The organism is Pseudomonas fluorescens, assembly GCF_902498065.1.
GTDB classification, from domain to species: domain Bacteria; phylum Pseudomonadota; class Gammaproteobacteria; order Pseudomonadales; family Pseudomonadaceae; genus Aquipseudomonas; species Aquipseudomonas fluorescens_BJ.
Genome location: NZ_CABVIR010000005.1, coordinates 360,480 through 373,150, shown reverse-complemented (window position 1 = coordinate 373,150; position 12,671 = coordinate 360,480). Strand labels below are relative to the sequence as shown.

Sequence of the window (12,671 nt, the reverse complement as noted above, 5' to 3'; positions counted from 1 at the left end):
TACCCAGTAGAACGTGTGGTCAGGCGTTTAATTTAGACGGCCGCCGACTGGCGGCGGCCGAAGGGGAGGGGGCTCAGCCTTTGGACGGCAGCTCGCGTACCACGCGGAAACCGATCCAGTCGCCACGGGTTTGCGGGTAGATGTTGTTGCGGTTGCCGGAACGCGAGAACACCGGCGCTTCGCCCCAGTCGTTGCCGCGAATCTGCAGGGCTTCGCAGTTGCCTTCGACCCAGGCGCTGCCGTCGGTGGGGGCGCCGACGTAATCGCTGTGTTCACAGTCGGCGATCCACTCGTAGACATTGCCGTGCATGTCGTACATGCCGAAGGCGTTCGGCGGGTAGCTGCCGGCCGGGGAGGTGTAGCTGAAACCGTCGGTTGGCCCGTACGTATTGGCGTGGGTGGCGATGCTGTACTCGGTGCCCTCATCGAACGGGAACGGGAACGGTCCGGTTGATCCGGCACGGGCGGCGTATTCGCGCTGTGCCTCGCTGACGATGTGGTAGTGCTGGCCGGTCTTGAGCGACAGCCACGCGACATACGCGCTGACCTCGGCGAAATTCATGCACACCGCCGGCTGGCGCGGGCCCTGTGGATAACGCGGTTTGCTGTTGATGCACTCGCGGCCGGGGCGGGTGTCGCCGTCGGGGAGGGTGATCCCGGTTTCCTTCAGGTAGTGGTCCCATTCACCGGCGGTGATCTGGTAACGGCTCATGGCGAAGGGCTTGGCGAACGTCACTTCGTGCATCGGGCCTTCATCGGGTTCGCGACCGACTTCACCTTCCGGTGTGCCCATGGTGAAGGTGCCGGCGGGCAGCACCACCATTTCCGGGCAGTGGCGGCAGTCCTTGAACACCTTGCCCGGCAGCGGCGCAGTGGAGGCCTGGGCACCGCAGGACAACGCGGCGCCGAGCAATGCCAGCAGGGTCAACGCCCGCGATTGTGGGCGCGACGATCCGAGTCTGTGCAGGATGTTTTTCATGAGCATTCTCGCTAAAGGGAATCGGTGTGTCAGAGCTTGCTGGCCAACAGCGCCACGACGCGATCGATGTGCGCCTCGGTGTTGAGCAGGCCCGGGGACAGGCGAATGATCGGCCCGACATCACGGTCGACGGCATCACAGACCACGCGCTGGTCCATCAGGAAATTGGCCACTTCCTCGCAGTCGCGGTTCTTGATGCGGAAGAACGTGAAACCGGCGGAATACTCAGGCGACAGCGGCGTGACGAGCTCCACCGACGGATGCGCCTGCAAGCGCTTTTTCAGGTAGCTGTTGATCTCGTGAATGCGCGCCTGAACCTCGGCCTTGCCCAGGTCCAGATGCAATTTGAACGCTTCGGTCAGCGCCCAGCGGTGTTCAAACGAGTGATAGCCGCCGTAGGTCATCACGGTCGAAAACGTGGTCGCTTCGGAGAACGTCGGGATGGTCGGCGTGACATCTTTCATCTCGTCCGAGCGGGCGCAGATGACCCCGGTGCCCCGTGGCCCGAACATCCATTTGTGGGTGCCGGCGATGAAATAGTCGCAATGCATGTCCGGGAAATCGAGGTTTTCCACGCCGAAACCGTGGACGCCATCGACGACATAAAGGATGCGATCCTTTTCCTCGCGGTCGCGGTTTTTCTCGGCGACCAGTTTGCCGATCTCGCCGATCGGCAATTTCACACCGCTGCCGGAGTGCACCCAAGTCATGCCCAGCACGCGGGTCTCGGGACGGATGTTGCGGGTAATCGAAGCCAGTATTTCGTCGGTCGAAACCTTGTACGGGTCCTCGAACAATTTGATTTTGCGCACCTGGGTGCCGTCCTTCTGCGTGCGGAATTCGAACACGCTGTTGGCCGCGTAGTGTTCATGCTCGCTGGTGAGGATTTCCTGATCCGGACGCACATGAATACCGGCATAAATCATTGCCAGGCCTTCGGTGGTGCTGCCGGTCAGGGCGATCTGCGACGGTTTGGCGTTCAGGTAACGGCCGGCCCACACGCGGACTTCTTCTTCGCGGCGTTCGGTTTCACCGCGATGCCAGTCCATCGCCAGACCGGGGTTGCGATCGAGGTTGGCGCGGTGCATCTCGATCGCCTCGCGCACCGGTCGTGGGTGCGAGGTCACCAGAAAGTTGGCGAAATGCAGGTAGTCGGGGTCCTGATTGAACAACTGGCGAAACTGCGCCCATTTGTCTTTGGGCAGCGGCGCCGGCGTGGCGGCCAGCGCAGGCAGGCTGACGGCGGAACTCAGGGGGATGCCGGCCGCGATAACGCCAGCCTGCTTGAGGAAGGTACGACGGTTGGTCATGGATTCGGTTCGCTTGGCAAAGGTGAAGGTCAGTGTTTGGCGACGGGTCTGGAGGACTTCTGCACCTGATCCCAAACCCGCAGGAAGTTGCCGCCCCAGAGCTTGGCAATGTCGGCTTCGCTGTAGCCGCGACTGATCAGCTCGGCGGTCACGTTGCGTGCCTCGCTGACGTCTTTCCAACCGTTAAGGCCGCCGCCGTCGTTGAAGTCGGAGCTGATGCCGACGTGGTCGATGCCGATTTTTTTCACCGCATAATCGATGGCGTCGCCGTAATCCTTGAGGGTGGCCTTGGGCTCTTCATCGATGATGCCGTAGAGCTGACTGGCGTATTCGCCGAAGCGCTGTTCCGACCACACGGTGATCACCGGATCGCCCGGCATCAGCGCCATCTCCAGGCCTTGCAACGGTTGCAGGTCGAAACGCGCACGCAGGGCGTTGAGTTTGTCCTGGGTGGCCTGACTGAGGGGCTTGATGTAGGTCGGGAAACCGACGATCTGCACCACGCCGCCGCTGTTCTTGATCAACTGCATTTCGCTGTCGCTGAGGTTGCGCGGGATGTCCACCAGCGCCCGTGGCGCCGAGTGCGAGGCAACCATCGGGGCACGGCTCAATTGACTGACTTGCTCAAGCGCTTTGGTCGACATTTGCGACACGTCGATGATGACCCCGAGGTCGTTCAGGCGATGCACCGCCTGCTTGCCCAGCTCCGACAGGCCGCCCAGCGCATCACGGGAATCATTGAAAAACGGCAGTGGCCGGGACGAGTCGGCCCAGGCGTTATTGCCCACGTAACTGAAGCCGAACATGCGCATTCCGCGGGCGGCCCATTTATCCAGGGCATTGACGTCGTTGCCCAGTGGGTAGGCGTTGAGCATGCTGATGAACACAGCGAACTTGCCCTCGCCGTGCAGGCGTCGGAAATCGTCCGGGGTGTAGGCGATGGCGACCTGATTGGGGAAGTCGCGCACCAGGGTGCTGATGATTTTGTAGCGGGTTTCCTGCTCGTGACGGGCTTCGTCGATGAACCCGGCGGTCGGGCGGTGCGGGGCGTTGTCGCCGTTCCAGATTTCCGGCCAGCCGAAAATGGTCAGCGCCGCGCCTGACAGGCGACCGCGTGCCGCCTTGACCAGGTCGAACTGACCGCTACCGTCCTTGTCAGCCTCGTTTTCGGCGGTGCCGAAATCCATCGGGACGGTGATGTGGCTGTCGAACGAGAGGATGCGCTCTTGCAGTTCATCGGCCTGTTTCATCACCGCGACCGGGTAGCCGGGATTGTCGTTGAGCCAGTAATCCCAGGCCGCAAACCCCGCCGCGCCAGCGATGGCCAGCGCCAGGGGCAGGCCAATGAAAAGAGCCTTTTTCGAACGAGGTTTTGTCATTGCCATCTCAGTCAGGTTCGCCGTCGAGGGTGCAGGCGCGGGGGCCTTTGCTATCTGGGAAGAACGAGTGGCCAGGGCAAGAATTTAGTCGTTTGTGCGGGCCTCATCGCGAGCAGGCTCGCTCCCGCCTGATTAGCGCACTACTTGTGGGAGCGAGCCTGCTCGCGATGCTCTTAAATTTGTCGAGGTGATGAACGTTCTAGCTTGGATAAAGCCTGCTCCATGGCTGACACAGGTAGGGCAATGACGATTTCTCGACGATGGTTCCTGGCGGGCCTGGCACTGACCGGCGCTGCCCTGCCTGCGGCGTATTACGGGCATCGCGAACTGACAAAACCGGACCCGACGATTACCCCCGGCGAAGCGTCATTCGACGTCGCGGATGTGGCCGGGCAGCGGTTGGCCAACACCTTGCAAGGCGTTTGGGACATTCGTTTCGAAGGCCGTGACGCCGGGCTCGACGGTTTAGCTCGCGAGGGCCTGCAACTGCTGCTTGATGTCGGTCACAAGGGCCGAGGGCTCAACGGTTTTCTCGATACGTTCGAGGCGCTGCGTGCCGGGCCGCCGCCGCGCTATCGCGTCCTCGGCGATCTGGCGGGCACGAACAGCACCGAGTTGAGCTGGCGCTTGATCGATTCCCGCTCCCCGACCGGGACGCCGGATTACGAGTTCACCTTCACACTGGACGAGGTCTGGGCCGCATTCGGCAATGCCGGCAGCGGCACCTTGAGTGGGCGCGTGCTGCGTCTGGATCGTCCGCTGGCCTTGACCGCTCAGGACAATCGTTTCGTCGCGGTCAAACAAGTGTTCCCTGAAGCACGTGAGCGCACGGGCCTGGGCCCGGCGTTGCTGGCGTGGCTGATTTCGCCCGAGCACCGCTTGTTCCACCAGCTCTGGCACGCTTCGCGAGACAAATGGCACACCTTGTCCGAAGACAAACGCAACGCCTTGCGTGGTATCGGCTGGCAGCCGGGGCGGCGGGACAAGGAGCGCGATGCGCGTGGTCCGCGCAAGGACCGCAATGGTTCAGGCATCGACTTTTTCTTTATGCACCGGCACATGCTCGGCACCGCGCGCTCCCTGCAAGACTTGCCGTCCTGGCAGCAGTTTCCGTTGCCGCAACCGGAACTGGTGCGTGATCGCCAAGGCTTTGCTCGTTACTTCGACAACCACGACGGTACCGCGCTGCCACCCGCCTGGCGCGCCGATGACGATGACGAGTATTCGCAGTGGGTGGCCGATCTCAAGACGGCCGAGACTTACCACAGTAATTTTCAGGTCTGGGAATCGCGTTACCGTGACCCGCGCTACTTGGCGAAATTGACCCTGGGGCAGTTCGGTTCCGAGGTTGAACTGGGCCTGCATGACTGGTTGCACATGCGCTGGGCATCGGTGCCTCGCGACCCGTCCAACGGCCAGCCTGTGCCGTTCGCGCGGGACACCGCAGACTTTTCCGCCCGCTGGTTCGCGGCGGAAAACGACTTTCTTGGCGACCCGTTTTCCTCCCATGTGAACCCGGTGTTCTGGCATTTCCATGGCTGGATCGATGACCGTCTCGAAGACTGGTTCTGCGCACACGAGCGCTTTCATCCGGGGGAAGTGAGTCGCCTGGACGTCAATGGCGTGCCCTGGTTTGCGCCCGGGCGCTGGGTCGAGATCGACGATCCTTGGCTGGGCCCGAGCACCCACGGCTGCAACACCACGCCGGGTTTGCAGGCGGGCAAGTCGGTGGAAATGGACCCGGAAACCATGAAGCTGGCGCTGCGGATTACCTTTGGCGAAGACGAGAAGAAACTGGAAGATCTGTTCCGCAAAGTGCCGCAGCGACCGTGGTATGCGCGGAATCTGAAGGCCAAGCCGATTACCAGTTGATCCAGAGATACCGCGTTATCGTTCAATCGCGAGCAGGCTCGCTCCCACAATGGAACGGTGTACGCAGGACTAATGTGGGAGCGAGCCTGCTCGCGATGGCGGACTCACTGGCGCTGCAAGTCACAAAACCTGCCACCCACCCCCAAGCGCCTTGTACAGCGCAATACTCGCCTGCAACCTCGCCAACCGCAGCTGCACATTCAGATCCTGCGCGGTATACAGCGTGCGCTGCGTCTCCAGCACCGTCAGCAAATCCTCGGCCCCGGCCTGATAGCGGCTTTGCGCAATGTCGAACGCCGTTTGCGCCTGATTCAATTCTTCACTTTGCCATTGGCGCTGGGCGTCCAGTCCGCGAATACCGGTCAGGGCTTTTTCCACGTCAGCAAAGCCGTTGATGATCGCGCCACGGTAGGTTTCCAGCAGCTCTTCCTGGCGCGCCGTGGCTTTGTCGCGTTCGGCGCTCAGGCGGCCGTTGTTGAAGATCGGTGCGACCAGTCCGGCGGTGAGGTTGTAGAACGGGCTGCGCAGCACATCGCTGAAGGTGTCGGCGCCAGACCCGAGCTGGGCGCTCAATGTCACGGTGGGCAGCATTTTCGCCCGGGCCACGGTCACGTCGGCGCGTGCCGCCGCCAACTGCGCTTCGGCGCGAGCGATATCCGGGCGGCGGTTGAGCAAGTCGCTGGGCACGCCCGCGCCGATGACCGGCCAACTGAGCTGATCGAAGCGTTGATCGTCGAGCTTCAACTCCTGAACCGGTCGACCGAGGAGGGCGGCGAGGGTGATTCGCGCTTCTTCGGCTTGTTGCTGAACCTGTGGCAACTGCCGTTGTTGCGCGGCCACCAGACTCTTTTGCTGGGCCAGTTCCAGTGCGGTGGCCGAGCCTGCGTCGAAGCGGGTCTGTACCAGATTCAAAACCTTTTGCGCATTCGCCAGATTGAGCTGCGCGATGCGCTGTTGTTCCTGCAATGACAACGCTTGCGCATAAGTGTTGGCGACTGCGCTGAGCAGCGTCAATTCCACCGTGTCGCGATCGAATTCACTGGCCTGCAGGCCCCATTGCGCACTGTCGCGAGAGGCGCGCAGGCCACCCCAGAAATCGATTTCATAACTGGCGCTGAGGCTGGCGTCGAAGTAATCCACCGCCTTGTTGCTGCTGTCGGCGTCCAGTTGGCTGTAGCCGTTGCCGCGCATCAGCTTCTGGCGGTTGGCGTTCACCGCTGACTTCACTTCCGGCAGCAGCGAACCACCAGCAATCACAGTGGTGGCCTGGGCTTGACGAACTCGAGCCAGCGCCGCCGCCAGGTCATAGCTGCCGACGCGGGCCTGTTCAATCAGTTGAGCGAGCTGCGGGCTGCCAAAGTGCGTCCACCACTGGGCGTTGCGCAACGGGGCATTTTCACTGTGCGCCGACTGCCAGGCGGGCGGCGGCTGCAGGCCACTGTCCGGACGCGGGTCCGGGCTGGCGCACGCGCTGAGCAACACGCAAAGGGTCAACAGGCTGAGTGGCGCTTTCATAGGTCGATCATTCACTGGTAAGGGCCGTGACCGGGTCGAGCCGGGCAGCTTTGCGAGCCGGCATGAAGCCGAAGACAACACCGGTGACCAGGGCGCAGCCGAAGGCACCGAGTACCGCTATCAAAGAGAACGCGACCGCGACTTCGCTGAGGATCAGCACGCCGCCGACGATCAGCGCCAAAGCAATGCCCGCCAGACCGCCAACCACCGAGAGCATCACCGCTTCGGTGAGGAACTGCCGCAGGATGTCGCGTTGCCGGGCGCCGGTGGCCATGCGGATGCCGATCTCGCGGGTGCGTTCGCGCACGGTCATGAGCATGATGTTCATCACACCAATCCCGCCCACCAACAGCGAAATCGCGGCGATCGAACCGAGCATCAGCGACAGGGTGTTTTGCGTGCGCGCTTCGGCCTGAATCATCGCCGCGTTGTTGGTCAGCTCGAAATCCTTTTTGCCGTCGTGCAGACGCAACATCAACTGCTCGATGGCGGTTTCCGTCTCTTTGACCTTGCGCGCATCAGCCGCCGCGATGGCCACGTATTCGGGGTTGTGGGTGCCGAACAGCCGCACACTCGCGGCGGAATACGGGATGGCGATGCGGTCGTCGCTGTCGGTGTCGCCGGAGCTGGCGCCTTTTTCCGCGAGCACGCCGACCACCTGGAACGGCACGTTTTCGATCAGGATGTACTGACCGATCGGGTTGGCGACATCCTTGAGCAATTTGGTCCGCACCTTGTGGCCGATCACCGCGACGGCCGCGGCGTTGCGTTCATCTTCCTGGGTGAAATAGCTGCCTTCCACCACTGGCCAATTGAAGATTGCCGGGAAGTTTGTGTCATTGCCGCCAACGTAGCTCAAGTGATCGAGGTTTCCGAAACGCACCCCGGCTTCCTGGCCGTTGACCGGCATGATGCGCGTCACCTGCGGCAGGCTGCCCACCGCCGCGACGTCATCAAGGGTGATGATGCCCTGCGGCGTTCGCGGGTTCGGTGCCGAGCCGCTGAGGTAAATGATGTTCGAGCCGAACGCGCCCATTTGCGCCATCACCTGACGCTTGCTGCCCTCACCAACGGCCAGCATCACCACCACCGACGCAACGCCGATAATGATCCCGAGCAGCGTCAGGGCGGTGCGAAACCTGTTGATCCACATCACCCGCCACGCGGCGTGTACGGCGTCCACCAGTTCGCCTTTCCAGGCGCCGGTGGCTTCAGCGCCTTCACTCAGGCGCTTGCGCAGATCGACCGCTTGCAGGGCGCCGGGGTTGGCCGAGGTTTGTACGTCGGGGTCGTCGTGGGCGCTGTCGCTGATGATCAGCCCGTCGCGGATTTCGATGATGCGTTTGGCCCTGGCCGCGACTTCGCGGTCGTGGGTGATAAGAATCACCACATGGCCCTGGCTCGCCAGTTCATCCAGCAGCGTCATGACCTCGGCGCCACTGTGGCTGTCGAGGGCGCCGGTGGGTTCGTCGGCGAGGATGATGTGGCCGCCGTTCATCAAGGCGCGAGCGATGGACACCCGTTGTTGCTGGCCGCCGGAGAGTTGGTGCGGACGGTTGCCGGTGCGCGAGGCGAGGCCGAGGCGGTCAAGCAGTGCGGCGGCGCGGGCGTGGCGCTCGGCGGCCGGGGTGCCTGCGTAGATCGCCGGCATTTCGACGTTTTCCTGGGCCGAGCCGGACGGAATCAGGTGATAGCCCTGGAACACAAAACCAAAGGCTTCGCGGCGCAGCCAGGCCAGCTCATCGCTGTCGAGCCCGGCGACGTTTTCCCCGGCGAAGCGGTATTCGCCCGAGGTCGGGCGATCAAGGCAGCCGAGGATGTTCATCAGCGTCGACTTGCCGGAACCTGACGCACCGACAATCGCCACGAATTCACCGGCATGGATCGACAGGTCGATGCCGCGCAACACGTGAACCTGCGGTGAATCGCCGCCGCCGTAGGATTTACGGATGTCCTGCAGGTCGATCAGGGGCGTCAGCATTTAGCCGCCACTCCCGTCGGCCGGGCCGATCAACAGGTGATCGCCTTCCTGCAAACCGTCGAGGATCTGCACGCGCAGGCGATCGCTGATGCCGGTGCGCACGTCGCGTTGCTCGATACGGCCGTTTTTGGCGACGACCTGGGCGCTCTGAATGTTCGGTTGGGTGCCGCTTTGCAACGCGGCGATGGGCGCGGTGAGGACGTTTTTCGCCTGGTCGGACACGAAGAATACCTGCGTGGTCATTTCCGCCATCAGCGCGTTGTCGGCGTTGTCGACGTCGAGCAATACGGTGTACAGCACCACGCGGGCGCTGCCGCTTTTGCTCGAACTGGCCGGGCTGCCGCCGCTCTGGCTGGTCTGGTCCAGAGGCTTGGGCGGCACCGGCAGAATCTGCCGCACGGTGCTGCTCCAGCGACGCTTGCCGCCGCTGAGGGTGGTGAACCAGGCCGACATGCCGGGTTTGACGTGGCCGATGTCGGCTTCCGACACCTCGGCCCAGACGGTCATCGGCGACAACTTGGCGATGCGCAGTATCAACGGTGTTTGCTGTTGCGCGTTCAGGGTCTGGCCGACCCGGGCATCGAGTGCAACCACGGTGCCGGACATCGGCGCGTAGATTCGTGTGTAGCCGAGCTCGGCCTGATCACTGCGCAAGCTGGCCTGGGCCTGGCGGATCTGCGCCTGGAACATGTCGATGCGCGCCTGGGTGGCGCGCAGCTCAGCCTGGGCAGTTTGCACGTCTTCTTCGCGGGTGGCGCCGCCGGCCTTGAGGTTCTGCTGGCGCTGGAATTTTTGCCGGGCCAGTGCGTGCTGTGCCCGTTGTTCTTCGAGTTGCGCCTTGAGGTTTTCGATGGAGAAGCGTCCGGCGTCGAGTTTGGCCTGCTGCGTGGACGGGTCGATTTCCACCAGCAGCTGGCCTTCCTTGATCACATCACCGACTTCCACGTGGATTTTCTGGATCTGCCCGGACGCCTGTGCACCGACGTCGACGTAGCGTCGAGGTTGCAGGGTGCCGAGGGCGGTGACGCTGCTTTCGATGTCGCCACGACTGACTTGCACGGTGGCAAATTTGTCTCGGCCAGGCGGGATGACCTGCCAGGCAGCCACGGCGATAACGGGGATCAGACAAAGGGCTACAAGCAGGGCGCGTCGGGTCTGTCGGGGACGTTTCATGCAGGGTTCCGGCCAATGGAAATAGGCCCGTCGTTCAGCCTGTGCACGAAATCCGGCAACAGTTGAACGCTGTCGGGAGGCCGACAGAGACGGGGAGCTGTCCTTTATACGAGGAAGGCGGCGGGGAATTTAGGCGTGGACACAAGCCGACACAATCACACTGTGGGAGCGAGCCTGCTCGCGATAGCTATTTAATTTCAACCAAGATGTTGTTTGGCTAAACGCTATCGCGAGCAGGCTCGCTCCCACAAGTTCAAGACTATTTGCCGGGCAAGTTGAAGCAATACTTTAAATCTATATGAGAATTACTATAAATTACGCATCTCGAACTGCCACTATCGTGCCACTGCCCATTTTCGGCGGTCGTCGACGTGGCTCAAGGATAGAAACCGCACCCGTGCGGCCGGGAGTCATGGTTGGAAAACTACTATCGCGAGCTGGTGTGTTTCCTCAACGCCAAGCTGGGCAACCGTCAGGTGGCCGAGGATGTGGTGCATGACGCGTATGTGCGGGTTCTGGAGCGTTCCAGCGACACGCCGATCGAACAGCCCCGGGCATTCCTTTATCGCACCGCGCTCAATCTGGTGATCGACGACCATCGACGCAATGCCTTGCGTCAGGTCGAGTCGCTGGAAGTGCTCGACAACGAAGAACGCTACTTCACCCCTTCGCCCCACAGCAGCCTCGACCACGGCCAGCGCCTGGAGATGGTCCAGCGTGCCTTGGCGGAATTGCCACGGCTGTGCCGCGAGAGTTTCCTGTTGCGCAAGATCGATGGCCTGTCGCACCCGGAAATCGCCGAACGCCTGGGGATTTCACGGGCGCTGGTGGAGAAGCACATCGTCAATGCGATGAAGCATTGCCGCGTGCGGATGCGCCAGTGGGATGCCCACTGATCTTCTCCGGCGGGTAAAAAACAACATTAAATTTTTTTTCATTGTCCTCGTTCCCTATCAACAGACGACTTGCTGTCCTGCTCAAGGCTGGTCAGGTCACTTAGGCTTACTCCCCACTGTTGAGGGGTTCATCCAGAGGACACTGGAAATGACACAGGCAATTGCATCGCCCATCGTTCACGACCTGATCGGCGTCGGTTTCGGCCCTTCGAACCTGGCGCTGGCCATCGCGCTGCAAGAGCGCGGGCCGAGTCAGGGCGAACTGGATGTACTGTTTCTCGACAAACAGGCGGATTACCGCTGGCACGGCAACACCCTGGTGACCCAAAGCGAATTGCAGATTTCCTTCCTCAAGGACCTGGTGACCCTGCGCAATCCGACCAGTCCGTATTCCTTCGTCAACTACCTCAAGCACCACGGTCGTCTGGTGGATTTCATCAACCTCGGCACGTTCTATCCATGCCGCATGGAATACAACGACTACCTGTGCTGGGTCGCCGGGCAATTTGCCGAACAGAGCCGCTACGGCGAAGAAGTGCTGACCATCGAGCCGGTGGTGCACAACCAGCAGGTCGAAGCGTTGCGCGTGATCTCCCGCGATACACGGGGCCAGCAACACGTACGCACCGCTCGTTCGGTGGTCGTCAGTGCGGGTGGAACACCGCGCATTCCCGAAGCGTTCAAAGCGTTGAAGGATGACGGGCGAGTGTTCCATCACTCGCAGTACCTGGCACAAATGGCCAAGCAGCCGTGCGTGAACAATCAACCGATGAGTATCGCGATCATCGGCGGAGGGCAGAGCGCGGCGGAAGCCTTCATCGATTTGAACGACAGCTTCCCGTCGGTGCAGGTCGACATGATTCTGCGCGGCTCGGCGCTGAAGCCGGCGGATGACAGCCCGTTCGTCAACGAAGTGTTCTCGCCGGAGTTCACCGATCTGGTGTTCCAGCAGGCGAGCAGCGAGCGCGAGCGCCTGGTCAACGAGTACCACAACACCAACTATTCGGTGGTGGACATTGACCTGATCGAACGCATCTACGGCATCTTCTATCGCCAGAAAGTCTCGGGCATCGCCCGTCATGCCTTCCGCACCCTGACCACCCTCTCAAAAGCCACCGCCACCGAGCGCGGCATCGAACTGACAATGTGTAACAACGCCACCGGCGAAGTCACGGTTCGGCATTACGACGCGGTGGTGCTGGCCACCGGGTATGAGCGTCAGATGCACCGCAAACTGCTGGCGCCGCTGGAGCAGTATCTCGGCGATTTCGAGGTGGACCGCAATTACAAGCTGATCACCGACGAGCGCTGCAAGGCCGGCATCTACATGCAGGGCTTCTGCCAGGCGAGCCATGGTTTGAGCGACACCTTGTTGTCGATCCTGCCGATTCGCGCGGATGAGATTGCCGGGTCCTTGTATGAGCATGGCAAGAGTCGGGGGCAGGGTCGGTCGGTGATGGATTTGCTGCTAGCGACTGCCAGCTGAGATCTTCGGCGTTTGTTAAACCGTCATCGCGAGCAGGCTCGCTCCCACATGTGATCTCTGTCGTACACAAATTCTGTGTT

At 61.9% G+C, this 12,671-nt stretch carries 9 protein-coding genes; 3 read left to right on the top strand and 6 right to left on the bottom strand.

Annotated elements, in window-relative coordinates:
* Positions 1 to 73 precede the first annotated feature (73 nt).
* The 3 genes from F8N43_RS20095 to pvdM are packed head-to-tail and all read right to left on the bottom strand — an operon-like array spanning position 74 to position 3,668.
* Positions 74 to 979 (bottom strand): formylglycine-generating enzyme family protein, encoded by a 906-nt coding sequence (locus tag F8N43_RS20095; protein ID WP_150654233.1) that lies wholly within the window; start codon positions 977 to 979, stop codon positions 74 to 76.
* A gap of 29 nt (positions 980 to 1,008) precedes the next feature.
* On the bottom strand, positions 1,009 to 2,289 hold the full coding sequence (locus tag F8N43_RS20090) for an aminotransferase class V-fold PLP-dependent enzyme (protein WP_150654232.1): 1,281 nt from the start codon (positions 2,287 to 2,289) through the stop codon (positions 1,009 to 1,011).
* A gap of 29 nt (positions 2,290 to 2,318) precedes the next feature.
* Positions 2,319 to 3,668 carry a pyoverdine-tailoring dipeptidase-like protein PvdM gene (gene pvdM / locus F8N43_RS20085; RefSeq protein WP_150634075.1) on the bottom strand — a complete coding sequence of 450 codons (1,350 nt, stop codon included), beginning with the start codon at positions 3,666 to 3,668 and terminating at the stop codon, positions 2,319 to 2,321.
* Positions 3,669 to 3,911: 243 nt separating this feature from the next.
* On the opposite strand from pvdM, the gene F8N43_RS20080 reads away from it, so the two are divergent.
* Positions 3,912 to 5,540: a PvdJ/PvdD/PvdP-like protein gene (locus F8N43_RS20080; protein ID WP_150634076.1), complete on the top strand. Its 1,629-nt coding sequence runs from the start codon at positions 3,912 to 3,914 to the stop codon at positions 5,538 to 5,540.
* A gap of 120 nt (positions 5,541 to 5,660) precedes the next feature.
* Here F8N43_RS20080 and F8N43_RS20075 read toward each other — a convergent pair whose 3' ends face one another.
* The 3 genes from F8N43_RS20075 to F8N43_RS20065 are packed head-to-tail and all read right to left on the bottom strand — an operon-like array spanning position 5,661 to position 10,209.
* On the bottom strand, positions 5,661 to 7,055 hold the full coding sequence (locus F8N43_RS20075) for an efflux transporter outer membrane subunit (RefSeq protein ID WP_150654231.1): 1,395 nt from the start codon (positions 7,053 to 7,055) through the stop codon (positions 5,661 to 5,663).
* Between the two features lie 7 nt (positions 7,056 to 7,062).
* Positions 7,063 to 9,036, bottom strand: coding sequence for a MacB family efflux pump subunit (locus F8N43_RS20070; protein ID WP_150654230.1), 1,974 nt, complete (start codon positions 9,034 to 9,036; stop codon positions 7,063 to 7,065).
* A complete protein-coding gene (locus F8N43_RS20065; protein WP_150654229.1) occupies positions 9,037 to 10,209 on the bottom strand; it encodes an efflux RND transporter periplasmic adaptor subunit in 1,173 nt (390 codons plus the stop codon).
* Between the two features lie 416 nt (positions 10,210 to 10,625).
* Between F8N43_RS20065 and F8N43_RS20060 the strand changes: the two genes are divergently transcribed.
* Together F8N43_RS20060 and F8N43_RS20055 are read left to right on the top strand one after the other, a co-directional pair.
* On the top strand, positions 10,626 to 11,105 hold the full coding sequence (locus F8N43_RS20060; protein ID WP_150634080.1) for a sigma-70 family RNA polymerase sigma factor: 480 nt from the start codon (positions 10,626 to 10,628) through the stop codon (positions 11,103 to 11,105).
* A 148-nt stretch (positions 11,106 to 11,253) separates the two neighbouring features.
* Entirely contained in the window at positions 11,254 to 12,591 is a 1,338-nt protein-coding gene (locus F8N43_RS20055; protein ID WP_150634081.1) for a lysine N(6)-hydroxylase/L-ornithine N(5)-oxygenase family protein, read from the top strand.
* Positions 12,592 to 12,671 lie beyond the last annotated feature (80 nt).

Coding starts and splice junctions, on each gene's coding strand:
- F8N43_RS20095 (WP_150654233.1), bottom strand. CDS start 979: ATGAAAAACATCCTGCACAGACTCGGATCGTCGCGCCCACAATCGCGG.
- F8N43_RS20090 (WP_150654232.1), bottom strand. CDS start 2,289: ATGACCAACCGTCGTACCTTCCTCAAGCAGGCTGGCGTTATCGCGGCC.
- pvdM (WP_150634075.1), bottom strand. CDS start 3,668: ATGACAAAACCTCGTTCGAAAAAGGCTCTTTTCATTGGCCTGCCCCTG.
- F8N43_RS20080 (WP_150634076.1), top strand. CDS start 3,912: ATGACGATTTCTCGACGATGGTTCCTGGCGGGCCTGGCACTGACCGGC.
- F8N43_RS20075 (WP_150654231.1), bottom strand. CDS start 7,055: ATGAAAGCGCCACTCAGCCTGTTGACCCTTTGCGTGTTGCTCAGCGCG.
- F8N43_RS20070 (WP_150654230.1), bottom strand. CDS start 9,036: ATGCTGACGCCCCTGATCGACCTGCAGGACATCCGTAAATCCTACGGC.
- F8N43_RS20065 (WP_150654229.1), bottom strand. CDS start 10,209: ATGAAACGTCCCCGACAGACCCGACGCGCCCTGCTTGTAGCCCTTTGT.
- F8N43_RS20055 (WP_150634081.1), top strand. CDS start 11,254: ATGACACAGGCAATTGCATCGCCCATCGTTCACGACCTGATCGGCGTC.